The 23,657-nt window shown below is 55.4% G+C and carries 19 protein-coding genes; 12 read left to right on the forward strand and 7 right to left on the reverse strand.

Translation table 11 applies throughout. The features are described 5' to 3' along the window. Positions 1–28: 28 nt before the first annotated feature. On the forward strand, positions 29–625 hold the full coding sequence (locus tag KUV81_RS16290; RefSeq protein ID WP_222544952.1) for a tellurite resistance TerB family protein: 597 nt from the start codon (positions 29–31) through the stop codon (positions 623–625). A gap of 1 nt (position 626) precedes the next feature. Here KUV81_RS16290 and KUV81_RS16295 read toward each other — a convergent pair whose 3' ends face one another. From KUV81_RS16295 to KUV81_RS16305, 3 genes are all read right to left on the reverse strand, one after another. Continuing rightward, positions 627–1,418: a CLCA_X family protein gene (locus KUV81_RS16295; RefSeq protein ID WP_222544953.1), complete on the reverse strand. Its 792-nt coding sequence runs from the start codon at positions 1,416–1,418 to the stop codon at positions 627–629. Between the two features lie 100 nt (positions 1,419–1,518). After that, positions 1,519–2,091 (reverse strand): YceI family protein, encoded by a 573-nt coding sequence (locus tag KUV81_RS16300; RefSeq protein ID WP_222544954.1) that lies wholly within the window; start codon positions 2,089–2,091, stop codon positions 1,519–1,521. Positions 2,092–2,102: 11 nt separating this feature from the next. Continuing rightward, positions 2,103–2,660, reverse strand: a complete 558-nt coding sequence (locus tag KUV81_RS16305) for a cytochrome b (RefSeq protein ID WP_222544955.1) — start codon at positions 2,658–2,660, stop codon at positions 2,103–2,105. Positions 2,661–2,854: 194 nt separating this feature from the next. Here KUV81_RS16305 and KUV81_RS16310 point away from each other — a divergent pair, with 194 nt between their 5' ends. From KUV81_RS16310 to KUV81_RS19915, 3 genes are read left to right on the forward strand one after another with little or no spacing between them, the layout of a single operon-like run. Then, entirely contained in the window at positions 2,855–4,060 is a 1,206-nt protein-coding gene (locus KUV81_RS16310; RefSeq protein WP_222544956.1) for an NnrS family protein, read from the forward strand. 41 nt (positions 4,061–4,101) lie between these two features. Further along, complete coding sequence (locus KUV81_RS16315; RefSeq protein ID WP_222544957.1) at positions 4,102–5,463, forward strand: ammonia-forming cytochrome c nitrite reductase subunit c552; 1,362 nt, start codon at positions 4,102–4,104, stop codon at positions 5,461–5,463. Next, the gene (locus KUV81_RS19915) at positions 5,450–5,533 is read left to right on the forward strand and encodes a hypothetical protein (protein WP_409995575.1); all 84 of its coding nucleotides are present in this window, start codon (positions 5,450–5,452) and stop codon (positions 5,531–5,533) included. The genes KUV81_RS16315 and KUV81_RS19915 overlap by 14 nt, the downstream gene beginning before the upstream one ends. Here the strand turns inward: KUV81_RS19915 and KUV81_RS16320 are convergent. Next, a complete protein-coding gene (locus KUV81_RS16320; RefSeq protein ID WP_222544958.1) occupies positions 5,506–5,871 on the reverse strand; it encodes a hypothetical protein in 366 nt (121 codons plus the stop codon). The genes KUV81_RS19915 and KUV81_RS16320 overlap by 28 nt on opposite strands. A gap of 326 nt (positions 5,872–6,197) precedes the next feature. Further along, positions 6,198–8,330: an OmcA/MtrC family decaheme c-type cytochrome gene (locus tag KUV81_RS16325; protein WP_261389444.1), complete on the reverse strand. Its 2,133-nt coding sequence runs from the start codon at positions 8,328–8,330 to the stop codon at positions 6,198–6,200. Positions 8,331–8,641: 311 nt separating this feature from the next. Here KUV81_RS16325 and KUV81_RS16330 point away from each other — a divergent pair, with 311 nt between their 5' ends. The 8 genes from KUV81_RS16330 to KUV81_RS16365 all read left to right on the forward strand — a co-directional run bounded on the left by KUV81_RS16330 (position 8,642) and on the right by KUV81_RS16365 (position 21,151). Continuing rightward, the gene (locus KUV81_RS16330) at positions 8,642–8,956 is read left to right on the forward strand and encodes an NGG1p interacting factor NIF3 (protein ID WP_261389445.1); all 315 of its coding nucleotides are present in this window, start codon (positions 8,642–8,644) and stop codon (positions 8,954–8,956) included. 79 nt (positions 8,957–9,035) lie between these two features. Then, complete coding sequence (locus tag KUV81_RS16335) at positions 9,036–10,136, forward strand: transporter substrate-binding domain-containing protein (protein ID WP_222544960.1); 1,101 nt, start codon at positions 9,036–9,038, stop codon at positions 10,134–10,136. A gap of 271 nt (positions 10,137–10,407) precedes the next feature. Continuing rightward, on the forward strand, positions 10,408–12,033 hold the full coding sequence (gene dptF / locus KUV81_RS16340) for a DNA phosphorothioation-dependent restriction protein DptF (RefSeq protein ID WP_222544961.1): 1,626 nt from the start codon (positions 10,408–10,410) through the stop codon (positions 12,031–12,033). Continuing rightward, positions 12,033–13,346, forward strand: a complete 1,314-nt coding sequence (gene dptG, locus KUV81_RS16345) for a DNA phosphorothioation-dependent restriction protein DptG (RefSeq protein WP_222544962.1) — start codon at positions 12,033–12,035, stop codon at positions 13,344–13,346. The genes dptF and dptG overlap by 1 nt, the downstream gene beginning before the upstream one ends. Beyond that, positions 13,327–18,450 (forward strand): DNA phosphorothioation-dependent restriction protein DptH, encoded by a 5,124-nt coding sequence (gene dptH / locus KUV81_RS16350; RefSeq protein WP_222544963.1) that lies wholly within the window; start codon positions 13,327–13,329, stop codon positions 18,448–18,450. The genes dptG and dptH overlap by 20 nt, the downstream gene beginning before the upstream one ends. A 37-nt stretch (positions 18,451–18,487) precedes the next feature. Continuing rightward, complete coding sequence (locus KUV81_RS16355; RefSeq protein WP_222544964.1) at positions 18,488–19,309, forward strand: restriction endonuclease; 822 nt, start codon at positions 18,488–18,490, stop codon at positions 19,307–19,309. Positions 19,310–19,517: 208 nt separating this feature from the next. Then, positions 19,518–19,928 carry a hypothetical protein gene (locus KUV81_RS16360; RefSeq protein ID WP_222544965.1) on the forward strand — a complete coding sequence of 137 codons (411 nt, stop codon included), beginning with the start codon at positions 19,518–19,520 and terminating at the stop codon, positions 19,926–19,928. Next, positions 19,925–21,151, forward strand: coding sequence for a DGQHR domain-containing protein (locus KUV81_RS16365; protein ID WP_222544966.1), 1,227 nt, complete (start codon positions 19,925–19,927; stop codon positions 21,149–21,151). Before KUV81_RS16360 ends, KUV81_RS16365 begins: the two co-directional genes overlap by 4 nt. A 161-nt stretch (positions 21,152–21,312) precedes the next feature. Here the strand turns inward: KUV81_RS16365 and dndE are convergent, their stop codons facing one another. Beyond that, a complete protein-coding gene (gene dndE / locus KUV81_RS16370) occupies positions 21,313–21,660 on the reverse strand; it encodes a DNA sulfur modification protein DndE (RefSeq protein ID WP_222544967.1) in 348 nt (115 codons plus the stop codon). 2 nt (positions 21,661–21,662) lie between these two features. After that, complete coding sequence (gene dndD / locus KUV81_RS16375) at positions 21,663–23,657, reverse strand: DNA sulfur modification protein DndD (protein WP_222544968.1); 1,995 nt, start codon at positions 23,655–23,657, stop codon at positions 21,663–21,665.

A 23,657-nucleotide genomic window follows, 5' to 3' on the forward strand; every position in this document is an offset into this window, starting at 1 on the left:
CCACCGCATCACCACAGGGAGGTGATCCATGAAATACCCGGGAATCCGCGCCATCTTGATCGGCCTGGCCATGATGGTCGGCACCTTTGTCGTGCTGCTGGCCACCGAACGGCTGTTCTACGTCGTGCTCATCATCGGCGCCATCAGCGTGCTCAAGGGGCTGTTCGAGCTGGTGATGTACCTGTTCAAGAGCAAGGAGAACAAGGAGGCCCACCACGTGCAGATGGGGCTCAAGGCGGTCTACCAGTCGATGCTGGTGGTGGCCATGGCCGACGGCGAGTTGGACGAGGCGGAGCTGGCCACCATCCAGGGGATCGTCCACCAGCTCACCGATGAGGTGATCCCGGTGGAGACCCTCACCGAGGCCGCCACCGCGGTGGGCCAGGATCTCAAAGCGGTGCTCAAGGACATCCGCCAGTACGCCGGCCAGATTGACCCCGAGATGAAGACCCTCATCGTCCGCGCCGCCGTGCACGTCAGCGCCTGCGACGGGCGCATCGAGGCCAGCGAGCGGGCCCAGGTGGAGAAGATCGCCAGCACCGTCGGCGTGGCCAAAATGGAGGTGGAGCGGCTGTACGAGGAGATCCTGAGCCCCGAAGAGGACGCGGAGCCAACTCCCGCCTGAGTCAGCGGGACAGGGCCTGGCCCAGGGGTTCGAAGTAGCCGCGGATGGCCAGGTCGATGGACGCCAGGTGGGCCTCATCCGGGTAGCCCCCCAGCTGGGCCACCTCACTTTGGCGGGTGCCGCTGACCAGGTAGGCGTTCTTAATGGCGCTGCGGCTTTGCACCCAGGCCTCGAACGCCCGGGCCATCATCTCTGTCGGCAGGCTGAAGTAGCGCCGCCCCAGTTGGCGATCCAGCGCCACCGAGCGGCGCACGAAATCGTGCTGAGCCTGGCCATCGGCGCTGAGCATCACAGTGGCCAGCAGGGCCTGCAGACGCTGGTTGAGGGGGTGGGGTTTGACCGGCCGCTCCGCCAGCCAGAGATCGCTGGCGAAGCTCAGCCTCCCGGGCGCCTTGCCGGCAAAAAGCCGGCCGGCGATGTAGTGGTCGAAGGCGTGCCACCACTCGTGGGCCAGGGCGCCGGCCCCGGCGTTCTTGGCCAGGGCCAGGGTCTGGCTGCGAGGAGCGTAATGGGCCTGGGCGCCCGGTTGGCCGCCGGTGCCGAAGGCCAGGTTGAGGGACTGGCGCAGTCCTAAAGTGGCCGGCGGCACGTTGAGCAGATAGGCCAAGTCCGCCAGGGCGTCGAACACCAAATTGGCGGCCAGGGCGCTCTCCTCCTTGGTGACCCAGCGTCCCACCACCAGGCCACCGAAGCCGAACTGGCTGCGCACCTCACCGAAGCCCACGGGTTCGCCGCAGCGGTAATCCGGGCCCCGCCGGTAGTAGTCGCGGTGCAAACCGCCCTTGTCGCTCATGCGCCCTCCCATCAATGCCCCGCAGTTAACCCTGTTGGGGGCGCCACTGCAAGCAAAAGGGCGACCCGAAGGCCGCCCTGTTCACTGCGTGAGGAGTCAGTTACAGCTTGACCCCTTCCACGTGCAGGTCCAGCTGGACGGTGGCGGACTGGGGGCCCAAGTCCATGGGGATCCCGAACTCCTTCATCACGATCTCCGCCTGGCCTTCGAAGCCGACGCGGTAGCCGCCCCAGGGGTCCTGGCCTTCGCCGATCTTGGTCACCTCGATCACCATCGGTTGGGTCACGCCGCGCAGGGTGAACTCGCCGTGCAGCTTGCCTCGGGTCTCGTCCACCACCTCGTAGCGCTGGCTGACGAACTGGGCGCTCTTGAACTGGCTGACGTCCAGGAAGTCGCTGCCGCGGATGTGCTTGTCGCGCTCGGCGTGGTTGGAGTTCACGCTGGCCGGATCGATGTTCACCGTCACCTGGGTGGCTTCGGGCTTGCTGGCGTCGTAGTTGAACTGGCCGTCGAAGCGGTCGAACCGACCCACCACCCAGCTGTAGCCCAGGTGGTTCACCTTGAAGTTGATGGAGGCGTGGGCGCCCTTAGTGTCGATGACGTAGTCCGCGGCAAAAGCGGTAGGGACCATCAGGGTGGCGGCCAGGGCGGCGCCTTTGATCAATGCGTTCATGGAAATGCTCCTTATTTCTGGGATTGAGTCGGTTTCAACATGCGGACCAGGGTGGTGTCCCTGTCCAGGAAGTGGTGTTTCAGGGCCGCCAGGGCGTGGCCCACGGCCACGGCGATCAGCCCCCAGGCCAGGTAGAAGTGCACCTCGCCGGCCAGGTCCTCCTGACGGGGCAAACCGGTGATCAGCGCCGGCACCTGGAACAGGCCGAACACGTCGATGGGGCGCCCGTCGGCGGTGGAGATGAGGTAGCCGGAGACCATCAGGGTCAGCAGCAGGGCGTAGAGCAGGCCGTGGCCCACCTTGGCGCCGAGGCGCTCCAGCCGATGGTGCCCGTCCGGGGCCTTGGGGCTGGGGTTCACCGCCCGCCACAGCAGGCGGAACAACACCAGGGCCAGCAGCAGCAGACCGACGCCCTTATGGATCGCCGGACCCTGCTGGTACCAGGGGGAGTAGTAGGAGAGATCCACCATCCACAGCCCCAGGCCAAAGAGCCCAAACACCGCGATGGCCACCAGCCAGTGCAGGGCGATCCCCACCCAGCCGTATCCTTGTTCACTATTTCGCCACATGGCGCACCTCCTTGAAATCGATGGAACGAGAATAGCGCCACCAGAGCGAATTAAAACTGCAGTTTTCAGGCCATAGCGTTCTAAAATTTCGAAACCAGGCCGTTCAGCCCAGATAGTCCTTGCCACCCATTGGGGCAGGCCTTACCATTTGTTGCATTATTTATGCATCTTTAAGTCCCCGCGGCGAGGCGCCCATGATCAACATCGATGATCCCTCCAAGGTTGAGACCACCTGGCCCCTGTGGCGCCTGGGCTTTCGCCCCTTCTTCCTCGGTGGCGCCGCCCTAGCGGTGCTGGTGATCCCCCTGTGGCTGGTGATGTGGTACCACCCGGCGCTGCTCAGCCGCCCCTTCTTCAGCCCAGTGATCCCCCTGTGGTGGCACCCCCACGAGATGCTGTTCGGCTTCGCCATGGCCATCGTCGCCGGCTTTTTGCTGACCGCGGTGCAAACCTGGACCAACCAACCCGGCCTCAAGCGCTGGCCCCTGGCGGCACTGTTCACCTGTTGGCTGGGGGCCCGGGTGCTCCTGCTGCTGCCCATGGCCATCCCCCTGTGGCTGCCGGCCCTGCTGGACACCGCCTTTTTGCTGGGCACCGCCGCTCGCCTAGGCTGGAGCATCCAGCGGGTGCGCCAGTGGCGCAACATCGCCTTCCCACTGCTGCTGACCCTGGCCGCCGGCGCCAACCTGCTGAGCTACTGGGCCCTCTACCAGCGTGACCTGGTGCTGGCCGGGGCACTCTGGCAGGGGATGATCGGCTGGATGGCCCTGCTCATCACCTTTGTCGGCGGCCGGGTGGTGCCCTTCTTCACCGCCATGCGCCTCAAGCTTCCCAAGGCCGAGCCCCTCAAAGCCCTGGAGTGGCCCCTGTTTGCCGCCCTGGCCCTGCTGGCCATCGACGCCGCCGCGGGCCTGCTGCCGGGGCCGCTGCGCCAGGGGCTGCTGCTCGGCGCCGGCGTGCTGCAACTGGCCCGCCAGGCTCGCTGGCACCCCCTGCGCACCGCCAAGGAGCCGCTGCTGTGGTCGCTGCACCTAAGCTACCTCTGCATCGCCCTGACCCTGCTGGGGCTGGCCTGGTTTGACGGCAACGAGTCCGCCACCCGCCAGCTGACCCACCTGCTGGCCGTGGGCGCCATCGGCGGCATGTGCCTGGCGATGATCGCCCGGGTCTCCCTGGGTCACACCGGCCACAACCTCTACCAGGGCCCCTGGATGGCCCCGGCCTTTGCCATGATTCTGCTGGCCGCCCTGGTGCGCGCCCTGCTGCCGATGTGGCTGCCGGAGCACAGCGTCACCTGGCACTGGCTGGCCGGCACCCTGTGGAGCGCCGCCTTCGGCCTGTTTTTGTGGCACTACAGCGGGATCCTCACCCGTCCGCGCCTCGATGGCCGCCCAGGCTGATACACTTCTCCTAACCCCTTGATGCCAAGCTAAGGAACCCCATGACTCGGCACCTCGCCCTACTGCTCTCCCTGGGGCTGCTCGGTTGCAGCCCCCAACCCCAACCGGCGGACAACGCCAGCTGGCAAGAAGACTACCCCGTTCAGTACGACAGCTGGCTGACCACCGAAGAGACCACCCGCCAGGCGGACGAGCTGGAGCGCCGCCCCGCCATGGTGGTGCTCTGGGCCGGCTCCGGCTTTGCCAAGGACTACAACACCCCCCGGGGCCACCGCTTCTCCATTGCGGACGTCACCCACACCCTGCGCACCGGCGTGCCCGCAAAGGGCCCGGACGAGAAGGGTTACTCCGCCAGCTGCTGGACCTGCAAATCCCCGGACGTGCCCCGGGTGATGGCCGAGATGGGGGAGGAGAACTTCGCCGCCACCGACTTCACCGATCAGGGCCTGCAGATGGCCAACAGCATCGGTTGTGCCGACTGCCACGAGAGCGGCAGCGACGCCCTGCACCTGCCCCGCCCCCACGCCAAGAACGCCATGGAGAAGGTGAACCTGGCGTTTGAGAAGCAGAGCCCGGCGATGCAGGGGGCCCAGACCTGCGGCCAGTGCCACGTCACCTACTACTTCCAGCCGGAAGCCCACAACAAGGTGAACATCCCCTGGATCTTCGGCAGCACCGCCGACGAGATTGAGCGCTACTACGACACCCGCCGCTTCTACGAGTGGCTGCACCCCATCTCTCGCACCCCCATGCTCAAGGCCCGCCACCCGGAGTTTGAAACCTGGAGCCGCAGTGCCCACGCCGAGGCGGGGGCCACCTGCATCGACTGCCACATGCCCAAGCGCACCAACGAGGACGGCCGCCACTACAGCGACCACAACGTCGGCCACGCCCTGGAGAACTTCGATCTGGCCTGTGCCGGCTGCCACGAGAGCAAGGGGGCCCTGAGCGCCGCCCTGGCCAAGAACAAGGCCGACATCGACGCCGCCCGCACCGAGGTGGAGGACTTGCTGGTGAAGGCCCACTACGAAGCCAAGGCCGCCTGGGACGCCGGCGCCGAGTGGGCCATGATGGACAGCCCCATCCTGGACATCCGCCACGCCCAGTGGCGCTGGGACTTCGCCGTCGCCTCCCACGGGATCCACGCCCACAACCCGGACGAGGCCCTGGCCCTGCTGGCCGTGGCCCGTCGCCAGGTGAACATGGCCCGGGCCAAGCTGGAGCTGGTGCACGAGCAGCTGAACGTCACCGAAGTGGTCTACCCGGACTTGAGCTCCAAGGCCGCCGCCCAGGCCGCGGTGAACATGGACATGGCCACCTTCAACGCCGAGAAGGACGCCTTTATCGAGCAAGTAGTGGCCCCCAACTGGCCCGCCGCCGCCATGCGCGGTGCCCCCCACTGAGTCCCCAACGAGAAAGCCGGCCCTTGGGGCCGGCTTGATGGGTTACTTGGGCGCTCGGCGTCGCCGCTGAGCTTCCTGGGCATTGAGCAGCTCCAGGTCAAACAGCCCACTGCGGACCGCCTCGACCAGCTTGCTTTTCATCTGCGCGACCTGGCCTCGGGGGACCCGCAACCGGCTGCAGTGCAGCTGGATCCGATCCAGGGCCAACACCTTTTTGCCCAGTTTCAAGGTCAGGATGCGATGATCATCGCCATCCCGGGTTTCGTGCACTCGTGCCCGCTGCCGGCACTCCTCCAGGCTGAGCTCCCAGATCCGCTTGCGGACCTTGTTGCCCGCCCGGGGGTTCACCAGCACATAGGGCCGGAAACTCTCCAGAGCGCACTCTTCGTGGTTCAATCCTTCTGGCATCCTTATCCCCCTGCATTTGAATAAGAAACCACTGTTTTTATTAGTAAACGCCCCCAAACTCCCAGTGGGGCCCGGATACCTTATCCAGCCCGTCAAAGCCCTGTCTATGTTGCAGATGGCCAACCCGTCGCTCCGCTCGGAGCAAAATGTAAAAGGGTGGCAAAGGTTGCAGTTTTGTTGTGGGTTTTCGAAATTTCCTTCGTGGCAATTGCGAATATCGCAATGCGCGATTCTCCTTCTCACGCCGACAGAAAAAAGGCGCCCTAGGGCGCCTTTGGCATTTGCAGGGACTCGGTTCGGGCCGGGAGTGGAGGCCCTACTGCGAGTTACAACTCATGGCCGTGATGGCCCATGACCTTTTGCGGGCTGTGGCAGGTGGCACAGGCCTCCTGAGCCGCTTTGGCGTCCGCTTTGACCGCACCGAAGTAACCGCCGTTACCGCGGATGTGGGCCATGGCCGCATCAGACAGGTACTTCTGGTGGCAGCTCATGCAGGCGGCGGTGTCGGAGGAGGCGTACCAGGTGGCCGCGTCCGGATCGCCAATCTTGGCCGGCAGTGCGTGGGCCTGGCCCGCGTTGCGCCCCAGGGCGAAGCCGTAGTCCATGCCGCCCCAACCCTCGGTGGCCGAGTGGCAGGTGGTGCAGTCGGTCTTCAGCAGGGTGCCGCTGCCGCCGTGGCCGTTGTCGTGGCCCTGGGCCTTGTGCGCCTTGTACATGAAGCTGGTGGACTTCAAGCCCCCGGAAGCCGAGTCGCTCTTCAGCGTCTTGTCGTTGGTGTGGCAGGCGATGCAGTTCACTCCGTTGGAGTCGTGGTAGAACTCCATGCTGTGGCAGCCGAAGCACTTGCCGTCATCGACGATGGCACGGCGCTGCGCCACGGTGGCGTCCGTATCGCCCAGGATGGTGCGGTAGCCCGGCGTCTGCACGTAGGCCGGGTAGGCGCCTTCGCTGGTGCAGTCGGTGCGCACGGCACTGTGCGGTTCGAAGCACACTTTCAGCACCGGCAGGATCTCCAGGGTGCGGATGGCGATGTCCGCCGGCAGGTCCATCACGTAGGTCTTGCCGCTTTTCACCTTGGAGGTGGTGACGTGGAAGACGCCGTTGTCGTACACGGAGGAGCCATCCCCCTTCAGGCTGAAGCGGCGATGATCGTAGGTGGTGCCGATGGTGGTGGTGCCATCATCGGAGAGCACCTCCTGGGCCGGGTAGTCTTTCTCTACGTCCCAGCTCACCACCATGTAGGGGTTGGAGTAACCCTGCTGGTAGATCTCCTCTTCGGTGACGGCGTTGCCCTGGTCATCCAGCACCTCGACGTCGAAGGTCAGCAGATTTTCCGGCGTGACCATCACATTGAACACCTCGACGCTGTAGCCCTTGGCCGCTTCATAGGGCGCGCGGGACTGGGTGTGGTCAACGCTGCCGTGGCAATCGGTGCAGCTCATGCCTTCGGGCACGGTGAAGCTGCCATGCTGAACCGGGCGGTCGGTGTGACAACCGGTGCAGGCGTTGCCGTTGGCGTTGGCCATCCAGAGTTCGCCATCCGCCAGGTTCTCGTCCGCCACGTGGCAGACGGTGCAGTCCATAAAGGGCTTGGTGGGGAAGGCGGGGTAATCGAAGGCGTGGGGGCCGTGGTAACCCTCAACGGTGTAGGGCATCGGCACTTCGGTGCCGGTGTCATCCAGCCCCACCCGGCTCGGGCCCATATGGATGGCGTGGATCATGTGGCCCAGCTCCACGGACACACCGTTGGGATCGGAGACGACGCCGTTATGGCAGGACTGGCAGTTCTCCATGTCCAGACGTCGGCCCCCGTGGGCTTTCAGGCTGTCGCTCTGGTGGCAGGTGTAGCAGGTTTCCAGCGTAACCAGATCACGGGTGCCAATCCCTTGCTGGGCGTTGGTGGCCGGGATCCAGTCGTAGTGGGCGTTTTCCGCCAGCTCATGGCCCGAGGCGTACTCAAACTGCATCTCGATGGCGATGCGCTGGGTCAGCGCCTCGTCAAACACCACACCGGCCGCGTCTTCGTAGCCGCTCAAGTCCGTCTTGAAGGTGTAGGTGTAGGTGCCGTCGCCGTGGTCGGTCAGGCACTCGGGGCAGTCTTTCAGTTTCTCAAAGCCCTGCTCAAAGGTGGTGCCCGCCTCGTTGGTGGTCTCGTTCAGCAGGGAGAACCACTGCTTGAGCTCGCTGCCCTCCTCCTGCTGCAGCTGCGCCAGGGAGAAGCGGAAGTCGTGATCCGGGTTTTCGCCGCTCAGGCCGAACAGGCCCACGCCCTGGCGGTTGGCCAGGTCAAACTCCAGGGTAATGGTGCCACCGGCGTAGCTGGCGCCACTGATCTGCGCCACGGCCTCTTCGGCCATGTCGATGTGCAAACCGGAAGTGCCCGGCTGGCCATCTTCACCCGGTGTGCCCGGTGCACCGTCGGCGCCGTCTTTACCGTCGTCGCCGGAGCATCCGGCCATGCCGACCGCCAAGGCCGAAGCAAGCAATATCCAAAGGGGTTTTTTCTTAGTATCCATCATGGTTCATCATCTCCATAGAGAGCGTTTCCTCAGTAATGAGGACCACTCGGAGGAGGAAGATAACCTGATAAATTTCAGGGTTATTTGACCAGGCTCGCACAAAAATTGTACGAATCATCCGGCAAGGATCCTGCCCTTCATTGTGCAAAACATTCGGGTGAATCAATGTCGAAGTGGTTTCCCCGGCAAACCAATTGGGCCCCGCCAAAGCTGCTAGGCTGGCACTGTCGTGTCACTAAAAGGGCCCCATCATGACGCTGAAAAAACTGGAGGTGTACGTCCCCGCCAGTCACCTGGAGGGGCTGCTTACCGCCCTGTTCGAGGCCGGTGCCGGCCGGCTGGGGGATTACGACCAGTGCTGCTGGGTCAGCGAGGGACGAGGCCAGTACCGCCCCCTGCCCAGCAGCGCGCCCTTTCTCGGTACCGTCGGAAAGCTGCACCGCGAGCCGGAGCACAAGGTGGAGCTGGTGTTCGACGCCGCGCTGAAGGACACCATCATCGCCGCCCTGAAAACCGCCCACCCCTACCAGACCCCGGCCTACCAGGTGCTGGCCTTCGAGTTGTGAGCCTGACGCCGCCCCCTCATCTATGCTGAACAGTCTTGGCGACAGCGCCGGGCAAGCGCAGCGGCATAGCGGGGGGCACATGGGGGCAAGAGTGGGGTGTGGCGGTAAAGGGCTTGGGCTGGGCGCCCTGCTGGGGGTTCTCCTCTTTTGGGGCACACTGCTACCCGCCCAGGCGCAGTCTTCCCTGTCCGTCGGCAGCTACCCCTGCCCGCCCTTTGTCATCGAGCAGGACGACGGCGAATACCGGGGCCTGAGTTTGCTGTTGTGGCAGCAGATAGCCGAGCAACTGGCCCTGCCCTACGAGATGGCCTATTACGAGCTGGACGCGCTGCTGGAAAAAGTGGCCACCGGAGAGCTGGATGCCGGCGTTTCCTGCATCTCCATCACCCCCGAGCGGGAAGCACGCCTCGACTTCTCCCACTCCTTCTACGAAACCCACCTGGCCATCGCCGTCAAACCCCGCAGCATCGGCGCCATGATTGGCAACCTGCTGACCAACAAAACCCTGTGGGCCGTACTGGGCGTGGTGGCGCTGATCGCCGCCTGCGTGGGCCTGGTGTACTACCTGCTGGAGCGCAAAGTGAACGACAAGCTCTACACCCAAAACAGCGCCGCCGGCCGGGGCGTGGAGGGCTTTATCCTGGGGCTTCTGTTCATCACCAAGGGGCCCTTTAACTACTACGAGTTTCACACCCTTACCGGGCGGGTGCTGACGGTGCTGCTGGCCATCCTCACCACCTTCTTCCTCGCCAGCGTCACCGCCGCCCTGGCCAGCTCATTGACCCTGGGGGCCATCACCTCCGACATCAACGGCCCGCAGGACTTGCGCGGCAAGCGCGTCGGCGCCAAAACCGAAAGCACGGCGTCGGTGTACCTGACGGACAAGGGCATCCGCCATCGCGAGTTCGAGGATTTGGCGGCCCTACTGGAGGCGCTGGACGCCGGTGTGGTGCAGGCCGTGGTGGCGGACGATGCGGTGCTCAAATACGCCCTGGGCCAGGCCAGCGCCGAGGGGCGGTTCGAATCTATCTCAGTACTTCCCTACCAGTTTGAGCGGCAAAACTACGGCCTGGTGCTGCCCGACGACAGCCCCATCCGTGAAGAGCTCAACCAGGCCCTGCTGAAAGTACGCACCTCGCCGGAGTGGCAACAGGCGCTGAAGAGCTATTTGGGGCAGTAGGGGGGCCTTTGCAACCAGCAAAGAGAAAACCATCCGAGACATATTATGTATGTACTAGGCGCATTAACCTCGCCATCCGGCTTTAGTCCACAGGCAACAAAGCAGAAAATCAGATAAACCACCCAACAACATTACCGACACCCCACCAAAACAATCGAGCCGCCAGCCACTACAGGCGTCACATTTCACTCATGGGCGCCAACCTTCCACTATCTAACCAAAGTCATTACAGTTAGCATCTGACAAATATTTGGCCAATCGATCCAAGCGCATGAATACTGTTTCACTCAGACAGGCGCTCAGCGTCCTGTCAAAGTCTTCCCCATTTTCAGTATCGACCGTTAAAGAACGGCAAACAGACTACTTTGACGAGCTCAAAGACTCTCTGTACGTCACTCAGGCCATCGAACGAGATTTCAAGGAGCTGCTCGCCAGCGCATCCCGTGGCGACATCATTTTTTTATGCGGCAGTAGTGGTGACGGCAAGTCCGAAATCTTAACCCGGCATTACGACAAGTCTGGCAGCCGCTACCGCTTCCACCTGGATGCTACGCACAGCTTTTCCCCTCACCAATCAGCGATCGAAGCTTTGGATCAGCTCTTCGATAAGCGCATGGCGGACGATAAACCCTTGGTCGTTGGTATCAACATCGGCATGCTGGCTAATTTTGCCAAGGAAGGAGATGCTCGACATAGTGAGATTAAAACCGCTATTGAAGACTTTCTCTCCCAGTCAGAGTTAAATTCTAGCCAATTCCAGTTTCTCGACTTCGAAGACTATCCAAAATTTTATTTTTCCGAGGATCAAGCGGCCTCCTCTGAATTTACCTCGATGCTTCTTGACAAACTGACGAGGCAAGACGAAACAAATCCTTTCTATTGCATTGCGCAGCGGGAAGGGAGCGTTCAGGACAGTCAGAAACTTCTGGCGAACTTTAAAATGTTGGCCATCCCAGAGGTTCAAAACGTCCTCATCACCAATCTGTTCAAACTGCGATTGAAGAAAGATCAGTTCATCACTACTCGGGCGCTGCTTGACCTGCTGCACCATCTCCTACTCGAGGATGGGTATCTCTGGGACAACCTGTTCTCTGGTGGAGACGATGAGCTGCTCCAACGCCTAGCGGAGCTCGATCCCGCGAATCTGCGCACCCAACAGCTTGACCAGCTCGTATTGCGCTATGAGCTTGGCCTACCCGATCCTGAACTCGACCGTTTTATCGAACAGATTCGCGAGAAGCACATTGCTTTGCCGCGAACTGAGGTCAAGCAGGGTGATGCCGGCTCGCTGATTCGTTTGCTTTACCTCACCAAAGACGCAGAGTTTGCCAACGGCTATCACAAGCAGTTCCAAGACGAATTCAATGACACACCAATGGAGGCCTATGCCTCTATGTGGCAAGTACACAAGAGCCACACCGCGGGGAACAAAGAAACGTTCACGGCATTGCGGCAGTTTTACGCAAAGGAGCTGATAGCGGCGGTATATCGCTACGCGAACCGCAAAGCGCCGGAGTTGGGCAAAAAAGAGCTGTTCCTAGGCCAATATGGCCAGGTAAAGCTTGCCGCACCGGTTGAGATCAAAGGCAACTACGGCAAGATTGCTGAGCAAAAAGAAGACAAGTGTCACCACTTCCATGCCCACTTCAAAGTCATGGACACCGATCTTAAGCCCGTACAGATCAGCCTCGGTCTCTTTGAGCTTATCCAGAAAATCAATCTTGGCTACCGGCCCAATCGCTACGACAAGAGTGTCGTTGTGTTGCTGGATGAGATGGTCGATCAAATCACTGAAATTGCCAAACAGACCCAAACGCTCAAGTTTTACGAGGGCTCTAAGCAGTTCGTCGCAACGGATGACGAAGGCATGATTACCGCAGAGGAGATCGTACGCTAATGTATCCCTTTCCCGACGAGTTGACCGTAAGCAACACCAACAAGATCAACAGCTACTTACCGGTCCGCAATAAGAACAACGACTTTTGCTGGGAAACCATCACCGGGATCGTATTGAGCCATGCACTCAAATCTGAGGTACGCGATTACGACTACGAGGATTTCCGCGAAGACTGCAGAGAGCGCTTTGACAGCAAACTGGACGACCCAAGTTTCTGGGAGGTACTGAATCGCACCTACTTCTCAGGGATGGACATCTTCAGCGTTTCTCCCATGTTCTTGTTGTTTAAAGCTCAGCGAAAGAGCTCAGGCAGCAAAAGCTGGAATGCGCAAGATCAGCGCATGGCGGAGCTGTTCATGTCGATGATGGGGAATCACTTTACCCAGGATCGCATCAACGAAAAGCTCAGCTTTATCGAAGCAGAAATGCTCTCTGTCTTGAGCGAAAAACTGAACAAGTCAGAGTCCGTCGACCAAAAAGAGCGCCCCTACCTGCCCTTCTTGGCGGAGGCCTTTGTACAAGACCTCAAGTTCCTCGAGGGGCACCCCCACTACCTGCTGCAAGAGTTAAGCAACACCCTGCGACTTTATGCGTTCTCCTATGTCTCTCAGCTGGCGCTTAACATCAAAAGCTGGAGCGACGGCGAGCCCCAAAGCCGCCCTCTGTACTTCATCCTCGATACCGAAAAAGCCAGCTCCGAGCGAGTTCATGTCGTCAAGCATGGCTTTAAGCTGCTGAGCAACTCCAGCGAAGTCTTATTCCCGGTGCTGTCCGCCTTGGAAGTACTGCAATCGAAAGGCATCAAGCAGCCTCTTTGGAATGTTTTCCAACAAGCCTCTGAGTACCAAGACGAGAAACGGATTCTTGATGTTCTGAACAACTACATTGGCGCCTTCATCGAGAACCGAAAACTGCCCCCGAGGCCTCCAGCTCAAAGCCTGGAAGGGGTCTTTAAGCTGTTTGAGACCGTGGCCATCGAGCAGTTCAAAGACGAAAAAACCACCCGTGCAGACATCAACCGAAAGTACGTCGTGGAATGTGAAAAGCAGATCTTTGGGGATTTCATCCAATCTCGCGGCCGAGCCGGTCGGGTGCTGGTGCTGAATCAAGACCAGCTGCTGCTGCTCACAAATCTGGCCATCGGCGAGCGTGACAAGCTTCGCCTGCATGAACTGCTAGGTGAGTTTAAAAAACGTGGGTTTTACCTCGATGGGCAGTCCCAACAACAGCTGGTGCACTTTTATGAGCGCATGGGCAACGTAGAAAGAATGAGTGACAGTGGAGACGCCGTGTATGTCCGTCGAACAGTTTGAAGACTACCTCGTAAAGAAGTTCGCCGAGTGGTCTAGCAAAGAGATCGAGCCTGGGGTTCGCTACCAGTTCAAATCTCCCGATTCGGACAACTCGAAAGCGCTCTACCAAGCCTTTATGCGCGCAGCAGAAAGTGGCCGCATCGTCGATGGCAATGTCGAGCTGCCGTACCTGAGTTGTGGCCAGGTGCAACTCATTCCCGTACTTCACCGTGCCGATGAGAACAACCAAGAGGGCTTCTCAGAGAACTACATCTCTCACCTGCGCGATACCGTGGCGGGGAAAAGTGGCGCATTCAAAAACGCTGCCTTGTTGGTGATCCACAACAGTATGCTGGATACCCTGATCAACAGTGCGCTTAACGTTTCGGACAAGGGGGCGATCTGGAATCCACGGGTGTTTGAGCGCGAGCTCGAAGGCTTGGTTGATCAATTCAGCGACACCAAGGAGCTATCGCTGTGCCTGCTGAAAGATCAGCTGGCCGTCATTACCGACGACCAGTCAACTATTTTTGGCTTCCGCGCACTGTACCGTTCTTTGCTGGATGGTGAACTGCACTTTGACGAGTTGGGCCTCTTCAACGATCCGGTCATCCTCACCATGAAGGGGCAAGATCGCCAGATCCGAAAGCGTTTGGATGAGAACCGAAAGCTCAGGGAGTCCATCGATTTTAACGTTGAGCATTACCCGGATCAGCTCGATGCGGTAATGACCGATTTCAGCTCCAAGTTCATCAAGGAGCACTTCGAAGGAGAGAAAGACTGGAAGGCGATCTCCTATCAAGACTATCGCGACGAGATAAAAACGAATCGCGCACAAAGCTTGGTGCTTGAAGAGGTGAATGCGGAGGGCGCCTCGGTCATTCAACGCGCTAAAGCTGATACCAAAGCAGGGCAACGAGAGCAAAGCCTGCTTATTCAAGCAACCGAGGCCATTGGCCAGGTGACGCTCGAACTGGTCTTTGAAGGCAGCGACCTCACTGACCAGCAGATTGAGCTGACTCACAACAAAGAGTTGGCAAGCGTAGCAAGCATCCAGCTCAATCGCAGCGGCGGTAAACGCAGCCGTGCCGAAGTCACTGTGCCCTTCTCAGGCCAGCCCACCTTCTTCAGCATCGAGCTCAAACGCGAAAATCGCTCGGAAGAATATAAGTTCCGCTGTCTGATCGTCCGCGAAGGCCAGTTCATGATGGACGAGATCAAAAACTGCTTCCGAGTTGAACCCCGCAAGCGGTGGGTGACTCTCCAGTTAGACGAGAACACCCTGCGGATTGGGGAGGCATCGAGCGATACCTGTGCCCTCGGTATCGATGACAACAGCGTAGATGCGCAAGAGTACGGCTTTGTTGATTTTGAGGTGCTGGCAAATGAAAGCGAGTTTATCCAGTTCGCCGTCCAATCTGCGGGCGAGGCACTGCAGTTTAATGTAGAGGGGCAACCGGCCGAAAAAGGTGTTTCTACGCCCTTGCTGTTGAATCAAAACCGATTTAGCAAGCTGCTGCGAGATGACAGTAACGCCGAGTTCAATCAGGCTAAAAAACGCATCATTATCGATAACCGTGAAAGCGCGGTGGGTGGCACCAAGCTGCAGTTTCTCAATTGGGAACTTGAGTTTGCTAAAGAGGGCAAGCTGTATTGGAGCCAAGAGCGCAGCCTATCCAATGCCGAAATCAGTGCCTCCTATCCAGACCTGGCCAGCGCTTACAACGCGCTCCTGCAGTACTACCAACAAAACAACACCCTGCCCAGCTTGGTTGCGTGGGGAGATAGCTACTGCGCGCTGGTTCAAGCGGTGCTCGACGAATTCGAAAACGCACTGCCTAGCGAGGCCACGAACAGCCCGTTAAGCCACGAGCAAAAGCAGCTGATGCGCATTGGCACGGTGACCTCTGAAGGCACCGAATACATCGCAGCCTGGCATCCGCTGGTGTTGGCTTATCACCTGAAACTGGCGCAGGCCCTCGCAGACGAGAAAGAGGCCGGCGAATCAACCTTCCAGTCATTGCCTAAGGTCACCTTGGAGCGATTGGTCGCTTCTGGCTTGATGCCTTACGTCTATCACGCAGAATCCGACTTTGCCCATGTGGTACCCAGTAAAGAGAACAGCTTTTGGCTTGAACTGATCCCTCACAAAGAAGCCAACTTTGGCTATGTTCAGCGCTTGGTCAAAGACAAGCTAGCAGAGTTCACCAAGGCATACGCACGCCTGTTTGCTGCTGGCAGTGCCAGCGCACTGACCATCAATGCCATCAATCAGCTGGAAGCGAAGGAGCTGTTCCTCGGCGTTATCGACCACTTTAAGAAGCACTTGGATGACTCACCAGCCATTCACGTCAACTTCTATGACGACAAGCTGCATCCCAACCAGTTTGATTGGTTTGCTGAGACTGGCTCGCTGGAAGAGCTCAAAGAAAAGATGGGTCTAAACAGCGGGGCCCTCAAAGGCGAATCCGATCTCATCATCGACCTGATCCGCAGCCGACTGTCCTACAGCAAGTTTGTTACGCCCAACGACGACTCTCCGCTGGCATACGCTCACCTGGCATTCTTCAAAAACAATGCCCGTGTCGACTGCCGCCAAATCAACATCGATGACGCACTCAGCGGAGTGCTGTGTGATGGCTTGATTGCAGGCGAAGCTGCCGAGACCAAGAGTGACTCCTACTACACCTCCTTTGGTCTACGCCAGGTAGAGGCAGAGCAGCATCAACCTCTTCGCCTAGCGAGAACTCTGGGCAACCTGTGGCAACCAGCACGCCAATCAAACCAGCAGTACCTGGGCCACGGCTTGGGCTTGGCCGTCAGTTCCGACTTTAAAGCCTTGCTCAATCGTTCATACGACAGTGCCCTTTGGACCACGGTTATCGACCCCAAAGTGACGCTGGACTTCTTCACCTCACAGAAAGATGTGGTGCTGATCCATTACTCCGATCAGTACACCAGCTCCGCCGGCTATGACGCCATTACCGTGACCAAGGAAGTAGACCTGTTCAAGCGTTTGCTGCAAAAAGAGAGTCAGTCGGGTGCCAACAATCTGCTTTCCGAGTTCAACGCCTTCAACGGTGAATGGCTACTCAATATGCTCACCACCGGCGAAAAAGACCGCAAAGAGAAGCACGGCATTATTGGCGCCTACAAGTTTGTCAGTACCATGCTGAAAGACTCCGACATCTGCTGGGTGCCGCTATCAGTCGCCGAGATGGTACGCGTCTCCGGTAATGTGGGCCTGAAGATGAGCGATAGCGAGTTCTCTCGCAATGTTCACGGCTACAAAAAAGGCGCGATCTCCGATGACGTGCTCTTCGTCGGCTTCAAGGGAGAAACCCTTTACCTATTGCCGCTGGAAGTGAAAGCGGGCGTCCGTCCAGACTTTGCTCACGCCGGCAAACAGGCCCAAGAGCTGCTGCGCTACCTAAAAGAGGACGTACTTGGCCCCGATACCTTTGCGGCTCGCCTCTATCGCGCTTTGTTCATCCGCCAAGTGCTGATGCAGGTGGAGAAACTACGCCTGTACGATGTGCTTGCTGAAGACTCCCTTGCCCCGCTGATGGACAAGCGCGAGTGGTGGCTCAAAGGCGACTTTGGGGTGGAAAATGTTCCCGGATACTACAATGGCATTGTCCTGGCCCATCTGAGCAGCGACAGCTGCATTGAGCCGCGCTTTACCCCGACAAACCACAATGTGCTGCAGATTGAGCTGCCCTACTCCTGGCTGATCCACCTGGTGGACAACAAAGCCGATGCCCATCCTTTCAGCATCCCCGAGGCGCATTGCCTGAAAGAAGGTGGGAGCCAGTCACCGCATTCTGAGGAAACCAAAACGCAGGATAGCTCTGGTGAGGCGGCCGTTGCCCCAGAGGCTATGAAAGCCCCCTTAATGCAAGCAGCCAAGCCTGCTGAACCTGCTGAAAAGGCAGTTCAATCGACAGATAAGCCTGCACAACCGGCAGAAGTGGAGCCCAAAGCGCCCATAAGTACCGACTCGCTGAAAGTGCTGCTGGGCCACAACATCTTTAATCAGCAAGCAATGTTGTGGGAGCCGACCAATACAGCCAAATTCATGAACAGCAACACCGGCATCATCGGCACCATGGGCACAGGTAAAACCCAATGCACCAAGTCGGTTGTCACTCAGCTGTACCGGAATCAGCACAACAACGTGGATGGTAAACCCATCGGCATGCTTATCTTCGATTACAAATCGGACTACGTAGATGACAAGTTCATCAACGCCACTGATGCCAAGAAGTTCAAGCTGTTCAAATTGCCCTACAACCCACTGAGCTTGTTTGGTGATACTCCTATGCTGCCTATTCACACGGCAGCCGGCTTCTCCGAGACTATGGCACGTGCCTATGGGTTGGGTAAGAAGCAGCAGCTCAAGCTGGAAAACATCATCCTGGAGGCGTACGAGCTTGCAGGCATACGCGCGGAGGATCCTTCTACCTGGTCTAAGCCAGCGCCTACCATCGAAAACCTGTGGGACATCTTCCTGAACCAGGACAAGGTGGAAGAGGATTCACTTTATGCCGCGCTGTCGAAGCTGGCGCGCTTCAAGATATTCGAGTCAGACCCAGAGCAGATGGTGAGCCTCTATGAGCTCATCGACGGTATCACCGTGATTGAGCTGGCAGGCTACCCGTCCGAGATCCAAAACCTGATCGTCGCGCTGACGCTAGACCTCTTCTATTCGCAGATGCAGAAGCAAGGTAAACCAGAAGTTCGCGGTGACTTCCGCCAAATGACCAAGATGATTCTGGTGGATGAGGCTGACAACTTTATGTCGCAGAACTTCCCGAGCCTGAGAAAGGTGCTTAAGGAAGGACGAGAGTATGGGGTTGGGGTGATTCTTTCCACCCAGGACATTACTCACTTTAAAACCGGTGAAAACGATTACTCCGCCTACATCCTGACTTGGATTGTCCACCGCGTGGCACAGATCAAGAACCAGGACATTAAATCTATTTTCAACAAAGATGACAAAGCAGACCAAGAGTCTCTGATGAAAACTATCCGAGGACTGGAAAAGCATCACAGCTTGTATGTTGATGGGGATAAGCGCGTGACCAAGATTAAAGATAAAGCTTTTTGGGAATTACTCTCATAGTTATCTAAGTAGTTCACTTACTAGAAGAGCAATTAAAATGACAATTACAGATGCTATAACAAGAGTCCTTAATGAATCAAAAGAACCATTAGGGCATAAAGATATATATAACAGAATTGTGAAGATGAACTACTATTCTTTTGGGGCAAAAGACCCATTGTCAGTTGTACGGAGCAAGATCCGTAAACACTGCTTTGGATTAGATTTTCCTAGTGCAAGCCCTAAGAAGCTCTTTGTGCAAGCCAATGGACAAGTAAACTCAAGGTCTGCGCTATACAAAATATGGGATGGGAGTTCAGAGAAAGGCAATTCTGAAGCGAGTATGAAAAAAGATGCGCTACCAGAAGAAAGGATTCACGCATCATACACAGACCATATAAATTCTGTTAGTACTCAACTGCTTGAATACATCAAACTGTCTGAGCCGGAGTTCTTCGAGTCGCTAGTGGTAAAGCTATTGTTGAGCATGGGGTATGGCTGGGATAAATCTAAGTCTGGTAATGTAACTGGAGGAAAAGGAGATGAAGGAATAGATGGAATAATTAATGAGGACAAGCTTGGTCTTGAAAAAATTTATATTCAGGCCAAACGGTATGGAAATAATAATGTAACTCCATCCGATGTTAGAGACTTTGTAGGTGCAATGGCTATTAAAGGGGCAAGAAAAGGTGTATTTTTTACTTCGTCTAACTTTACGGAACAAGCTATATGTCATGCAAAAAATGCTCAAAATATGACAATAACATTGATCGATGGTAATTTACTAACAGATTTGCTCGTTCAATATGGCTTAGGGGTAGCAGTTGCTAATACATACCGTGTTTTTGAGGTCGACAAGAATTTTTTCTCGTTGGACTAGCGTTGTATTCATAACCGCAATGAAGGGAACTCAACTAGTGTAACTTAATACTATGCTTATTCTTATCGCACTAATCTTATTATCTTTTCTAATGTGGCTTGCTGGGAGCAACCTTATAAATAGAAAGATCGTCCCGCACACACTAACTTTGCGGGATCTAACTATTACAGTTTTGTGCTCTCTCTCCCCAATTTTATTAGCCTGCCTCGTGAAAATTTGGTTTACTCCCGAGACATTTTATGATTCATTTGTTTCAGCCTTTAAGAAAGGAGAAGTGTTTCTTTATACCTCTGCATATTTATCAGCATTCTTTGTTTTTTACGTAAAAGACAGTACTAAGCCTCCTGGGCTGATACTGAGCCTTGTCTTTTTTTCAGGACTCGGTGGAGCGCTTATATATACATTTTCTTATTCAGCAAAAGTGTTGAACCTGAATTCTTATGCTCCAGAAAACGCTTTACTTATAGTTGAGATGTTGATTGTTTTTAGTGTCATAGTTATTTGGTACTGGTCGACTCTTCCATCAAACGCAAATCCTAACACTGGTAGTAAAGCATCTCAAAAGCAACAAGTTGATTTGGAAAATAACTTTAATAGCTTAAAGGACACGGGTTTGTGAAAGAGTCAATTGAAATCCAAGCACTTGAGTTAAAGCAGCCGATCGGCAAGTTTTATATCGGAGTAATCAACGCAGAAGATTTAATCTCCATTTCTTACTCAGACATCAGAACGATGTCTCGAGAAGTTGAGGATTACTTAGGGATTCAAAGAGAACTGAAAGACAGCCGTATAAAAGACATAAAAGAATATATCTCAACACTGGATGCGACATTTCCCAATTCGATAATCATATCAATTAAGGGAAAGTATGTGGCGTATAACAACGGCACAATGCGTATATCTTTTGATAGTTTTGAAAAAGAAAGAGTTGCGAAAATACTAGATGGCCAACATAGATTAGCTGGTTTCGATAGTTCAAACATGCACTTCCTAGATGAGCGTGGAGAACAAAACAACTTTCAGCTTATTGTGACAGTATTTGTTGAAAGAGACATTTCAATACAAGCTAAAGTTTTTGCAATGGTGAACCAGAATCAAACAAAGGTTAATCCTAGCCTGGTTTATGATCTGGAGTCGCTTTCTACATCTAGAAGCCCAGACAAAACTGCACACCAAATAGCGGTTTTACTCAACAAAACAGAAGGTTCTCCATTCCACCAAAGAATAAAAAGATTAGGAGTTAAATCTATAGATTCTGATGGAAAAACTATAGAAAATGAGCTTTTGACGCAAGCGGCATTTGTTTCCAATCTGGTTAAGCTAATATCCCCTAGACCTAAAGAAGATAGGAATGTTTTACTCGGTAAAGCAAAGGGCTTCTTGGGATTTAGAAACAAATCACTTTCATACACTGACAGCAAGAGCTTAAAGAGATGTGTTTTCAGAAAAAGCTTCATAAACGAAAGAGATGAGGTTATTGCCTGGAATGTTAACAACTTTTTCTGTGCAGTAGAGAATACTTGGCCTACAGAGTGGGACAAATCAAACAAAGGCTCGGTACTGAATAAAACTGTTGGGTTTATTGCCCTAGTTCGTTATCTAAGGAACTGCGTAAACATAATACGGGAAGCAAAAAATTTAGATGATGAACAAGTAATTCCAGTTAGCTCATTTGAGATACTGGCACAGTCCTCTAATATACCAGGTGATTATTTTTATAGCGTAGATGCTGTATCAAAGTCATCAGGTCAGATATATAAGCATCTAGATTATAATACGCTCAAAGACTATCGCGATGAACATGGAAAAATCGACATAAACAAGGTAAGAGAAATTTTGTAGCTTTTATTTAGCCTGGCAGTTTTATTTTATTAAAACTGCCAGACTTAAAAAATACTACTAAAACATCCATTAAAGGGAGGGTGAAACTTTTATTCTAGATTGCGACAAATTGGAACTCGGCTTCAATAGAAAATTTAGAAGCCATTTTTATCATCCTATTTTCAAAGCCTCGCCGCAAGCTCTAAAATAGATTTAGAGTTTCTTAAAGAAGAAACCCCGTGCTCAACATGTGCAGACCAGGCCATTTGATGCTCTTTGTTACTCATTCCCGGATAATATTGTTCCAGAAGGAGATCGGTTACATCAGCACATTCACCGAGCCATGTAACTTTATCCAAGTTAGTTCCATCAAGCAGTAATGGCTCTCCAGAGTATCGGAAGCCAGTCTCAAAAGAGCGGAAGAAAGCGATCCTTGCGGATAAATTTGGGGTAATCCCTGTATATTGTTTGATTCTGAACAACTGTTCAGAAACACTTTTAGAAAGACTTATATTTCGATTAGGTAGCATAATCAGTTCGCTCCCACAGCTTGAGCGTTATCACGCTCCCAAAAATAGCCTTCGCGCAGGCTAGAGGATTTTGTCTTAGCATCAAAGACAATCTCAAAAGCATGAGAGATATCGTCTTTTAGGTAGCCATCACCAAAATAGGTTTCATCGATCTCGGTATCAGTAGACAGAATGATGACCTGGTGGCTGGCCTCCGGGAAGTAATGCTCAATCAGCTTGTCTCGGTGCTTAGAGTCCAAGCGCCCCAGCGGGGTATCGATGATGATAGGCAGGTTCTTACCTGATGTCTTCGCCAGCGCCTCTAGGATAGAGATAGCGTAGATTTGCTTCTCACCTGCAGACAGCGCTTTGCGATTAATGACATGCTCGTGCTCATCGATAAGCTCAACATCAAACGTATCAGTATTGATTCGTGCAGAGAGCTGTAGGTCCTCTTTTCGAGCCAGTTTTTGATAGCTCTTAATGAACTCAGACTCCAACTGCTTCACTCGGATCTCAGTCAAGCTCTCACTGAACTCTGACAGCATTGCATGGGTGTTTTGGGCATTCACCAAAGATGACTCCGCATTGGAGGCCACCTTATGTTTCTCATGCAGTCGCTGAACCTTGCGAGCTAGGTCGATGGCCAAGCGATATTGCTTCTTCGCGGCCTCAGTTTGAGCTTGATGCTCCAACAGCACTTTCGCTCTCTTGGCATTCAGCTCTTTCAGCTGCTCTACCTGCCCTTGGATCTGCTCCTCTTCTGGGGCACGAGCAATGTTGATGGAAAGCTCAGCAATCAGTTCCTCTACCTCTACTAGACGCTTTCGCGCTGCATCAAAGCGTTCATACGACCCAACTGCTGAGACGGTCACTTGTGCATGAAGCTGGCTGTATTCACGGTCTGAGAGATCCAATTGGATCTCGGTCTCATCCAGCTGCTCCGCTTGCTCTGCAGCCAAGGCCCGTGCAGCGTTTACCACTGAGCTATCCGCCGTTTTTTCCTCAAGCTGAGTGAGGAAGGAATCCAGCTCCTTCTGGAATGTGAGCTTTTGCTTAAGCGATTTCTCTGTTTCCAGTTGCTCAAGCAGCTTCGCCATCGCTTTAGGCGCCAAGGCGAGAGGCAGGCTGCCATCCATCTCAGAGCGCAGCACCTTCTCTAGCTCTTTACGCTCACCTTCCAGCTCCATTTGCCGCTTTTGCTCTTGCTCTCGGCTTTGCGCCCAAGCACCGCCACGGGCTGACAGTTCTTGCTCGACCTTATGGATCTCGGCATTAATCAGATCCACCTTCGCACGGCTAAGAGCAACCTCATTAGTGGCTAGGTCCGCCTCTTGGGAGGCCTGCTGATGTTCCTCTTCCAGTTTTTCAATCTGCGTTTTGATGCTGTCTGGCATGGCAGCAGCATCATGTCGCTTGAGATAGATAGCGAGGTCGTTACGCAACCGCTCGGCGACATCGATGCCCAGCAAGCGTCGAACGGCGGTCTGCAGTACTTCACCGGACTCATCTTCCGCCAGCTCCGCAATCTTTTCGCCATCGAAGAAGAACAGCTCTGAGATACCTGTCGGTACCAACTCATTGAGAAAGCTTTGGCATTGATCGTGGCTCATGTTGGCCAGCTCTTTGCCGTCTTGCACCAGCAAGAGCTTGTCCTTTTGCCCCTTCTTCCAGCCTCGAATAACGCGGTACTCGCTCTCTACCCCGTTTTGGCTATGGGTAAAGAGCAGTTCAATGGAGGTTTTCCCCTCACTCAAATCAACGCCTTTATGAATCAAAGCGTTGAGCTGCTCTTGATAATCGGCGCTACTTAAGCCTCGGCCAAATGCTGCACGCCCATACAGAGCGACTCGCACGGCGGTGAGAATAGAGGTTTTACCCGCGCCATTTAAGCCACCAAACAAAACGATGGGAGCGGCTTTCGATTGAAAGGCATTGGTCTTACGCGGCTCGAGATCGATCTCATGCACCCCACGAAAGACACGGAAGTTATTTAATACCAGGCTTTTAATGATCAT

The organism is Ferrimonas balearica (genome assembly GCF_019802085.1).
Classification (GTDB): domain Bacteria; phylum Pseudomonadota; class Gammaproteobacteria; order Enterobacterales; family Shewanellaceae; genus Ferrimonas; species Ferrimonas balearica_B.